Below are 2,137 nucleotides of genomic sequence, written 5' to 3'. Positions count from 1 at the left end.
CCACGTGTTTTTTTTTCAGACTTTTTCTCTTCCGATCTGAGCCCATCAATCAGTCCGGGTGTTCGTACACCGCCAATGGCTGTTTCCTGTTTGATGGGCTCGCAGTCCATGCCGCTTTGAACCAAAACCGCCGCCAGGTTATTCTGAAGTTCCCGGAGCTTGTCTGTGAGGCGGATCTCAGCCATCCGGGCTTTCCGCGAAAAGATCAGGGCTGACCCCAGGTAGTTTTTCAGCAGGCCGTGATTCAGCAAACTGACATACAGGTAACATTCATGCCTCAAAAAAGGCCTGCCGGTAAAGTGATCCAGGTAGGCTTCGTTCAAGCTGACCGTCTTTTCGTTGTCGCTGGAATCAAACCGGTCGGACAGGAAGAAATCCTGCTTATGAAGCAGTGCCCCTGCCGGCAGCAGGTTCACCACACGACGGAAGGTATCATGCAGCATGTAAAGTTGCCCGGCACTTTGACTCAGCAGTTCCGGGAGCTGGAGCTTTAGCCCGAAACCCATGTCCAGGTTGTTGGAAACCAAATAATCTCCGTTAAAACCCAAAACAGGCAATACCTGATCGATTGGTTTACTTTGCATCGAACGAATCATGAGGTGTGTATTTGATGAAGACGTTTTTTTATCAGGATAAAGCCCGGTAGCTTCCGGCTGGTCTGTTGCTTTTGCCAGCCTTCCGGTCCCGGGTCTTTCTGGATCCGGCTGAGCCGGTGGAGATAGCCGAAAAACAGCGGGATGCTGATGATCGCAGCCGGAAAGGTTCCGGCAGAAATATACAGGATCACAAACAGCAGAAAGGCTGTCAGTGCGGCGTACAGGGCTTTAAACACCAATACACCGGAGAATCCCTGCACATATAGCCTGGTGTCGACCTTATGAAGCGTGTAGCTTTCCATCAGGCAAAAAAGGCTTTGATGACCACCCCGACCAACACCAAAAACAAACAGGCGCCAAACCAGCCCATAATGGCTTTCTGGGTATCCTGGTCACCGCTTTGCCATTTAATATACACGCGAACGCCGCCAATCAGCCCAACCACGGCTCCAATGGCAATAATCAGGTTGGAGATCGGATCGACATAAGAATTTACTTCGGCCGTAGCCTGGTCGATACCAGCAGAGCTTTGGGCGACACTTTGGGAGATCCAAAGCAAAAAGAGCAGAACGAAAGCGGATGCTTTCTGAAAAGACCGATGAATTGTTTTCATAATCGCTAAAATTTTGAAGGGTTATTGTTGAAACTGAATTTGATCCATCACTTCGGGTGGCAGAGGATCTTTGGAATTCTGAAACTGGTCAAGGGAGAAGCCATCATCCATCCCCATTTCCTCGTAGTAGGAAACCGACAGGAAAACCGTGGTAATCGGCACAAAGGGAAGCATGGCCGGGGGCAGATCCTGTGAAGATACGGAGATGGGTTCCAGCATTGCTGGCTGATTCAACTCTGCCCCATCATCTTCAAAGAGCCTTGGTGTAAGCTTCCTTTTCTTTTGAAAAAAATAAACAAGCAAAAGTCCCAGGTACCATAGCAATATGATGGTAAGTACAAAACGGGTAAATTGGCCCCAACTGATCTGATCGATTCCAAACATGCTGTTCTTTTTTATGGTTTCTAAACTGGTAATTTGAGCACGGACGGATGAACCGCTCGTTGGTGCAAAGTTGGATTGTCGTTTTCGGATCGTTACCCCACCTGGACCGACGTGGGGTCTTATATGGTTAAACTGGAGGTATTCCCCTAAAATTCATTTTGAATGGATTTGTCCTGCTTTGAGTCGCGACAGGGTTGGTGGGGTTTTACCGCCCTCCGGGACCGTTTGGATTGTTGTGTTTTGAACAGTGATATTTTTTTCAAAAACAAAGGAAAAAACAGGCAAAAAAAGAAAGAAAACCATTTCCAAGCCAGTCGGGGCGAAAATGCAAGGCTGTCCCGAAACTCATGGCATTGAAATATTTCTTCTCTCCTTGGAACGGGACACTTGCCCCGGCCTTGCATTTTATCATCAGGGCCGGGATGTGTGGAGAGTGGCTAAATTGGTTTTCTTTTTTGATTTTTGACGAAAATAATCTCAGGCTGAAGTTTTGGTGCGGGCGGGCTCGGGCAAGTGTCGCCCGGGCGTGGAGCGAAGCGGAACA

At 48.5% G+C, this 2,137-nt stretch carries 5 protein-coding genes; 1 reads left to right on the top strand and 4 read right to left on the bottom strand.

Annotation, left to right across the window (positions count from 1 at the left end; all coding sequences use genetic code 11):
- From NC99_RS07175 to NC99_RS07160, 4 genes are all read right to left on the bottom strand, one after another.
- On the bottom strand, positions 1 to 596 hold a 596-nt coding region (locus NC99_RS07175), incomplete at its 3' end, for a hypothetical protein (protein ID WP_204374930.1).
- The gene (locus tag NC99_RS07170) at positions 593 to 898 is read right to left on the bottom strand and encodes a DUF4133 domain-containing protein (RefSeq protein WP_053181545.1); all 306 of its coding nucleotides are present in this window, start codon (positions 896 to 898) and stop codon (positions 593 to 595) included. The genes NC99_RS07170 and NC99_RS07175, both read right to left, overlap by 4 nt.
- Positions 898 to 1,209: a DUF4134 domain-containing protein gene (locus tag NC99_RS07165; protein ID WP_053181543.1), complete on the bottom strand. Its 312-nt coding sequence runs from the start codon at positions 1,207 to 1,209 to the stop codon at positions 898 to 900. The genes NC99_RS07170 and NC99_RS07165 overlap by 1 nt, the downstream gene beginning before the upstream one ends.
- Before the next feature lie 21 nt (positions 1,210 to 1,230).
- Complete coding sequence (locus NC99_RS07160) at positions 1,231 to 1,593, bottom strand: hypothetical protein (RefSeq protein ID WP_053181542.1); 363 nt, start codon at positions 1,591 to 1,593, stop codon at positions 1,231 to 1,233.
- Between the two features lie 347 nt (positions 1,594 to 1,940).
- On the opposite strand from NC99_RS07160, the gene NC99_RS22310 reads away from it, so the two are divergent.
- The coding region (locus tag NC99_RS22310; RefSeq protein WP_204374929.1) for a hypothetical protein at positions 1,941 to 2,137 on the top strand (197 nt) is incomplete at its 3' end.

The organism is Sunxiuqinia dokdonensis, assembly GCF_001270965.1.
GTDB lineage: Bacteria > Bacteroidota > Bacteroidia > Bacteroidales > Prolixibacteraceae > Sunxiuqinia > Sunxiuqinia dokdonensis.
This window is presented reverse-complemented; position numbering and strand designations above follow the sequence as displayed.

Coding starts and splice junctions, on each gene's coding strand:
- NC99_RS07170 (WP_053181545.1), bottom strand. CDS start 898: ATGGAAAGCTACACGCTTCATAAGGTCGACACCAGGCTATATGTGCAG.
- NC99_RS07165 (WP_053181543.1), bottom strand. CDS start 1,209: ATGAAAACAATTCATCGGTCTTTTCAGAAAGCATCCGCTTTCGTTCTG.
- NC99_RS07160 (WP_053181542.1), bottom strand. CDS start 1,593: ATGTTTGGAATCGATCAGATCAGTTGGGGCCAATTTACCCGTTTTGTA.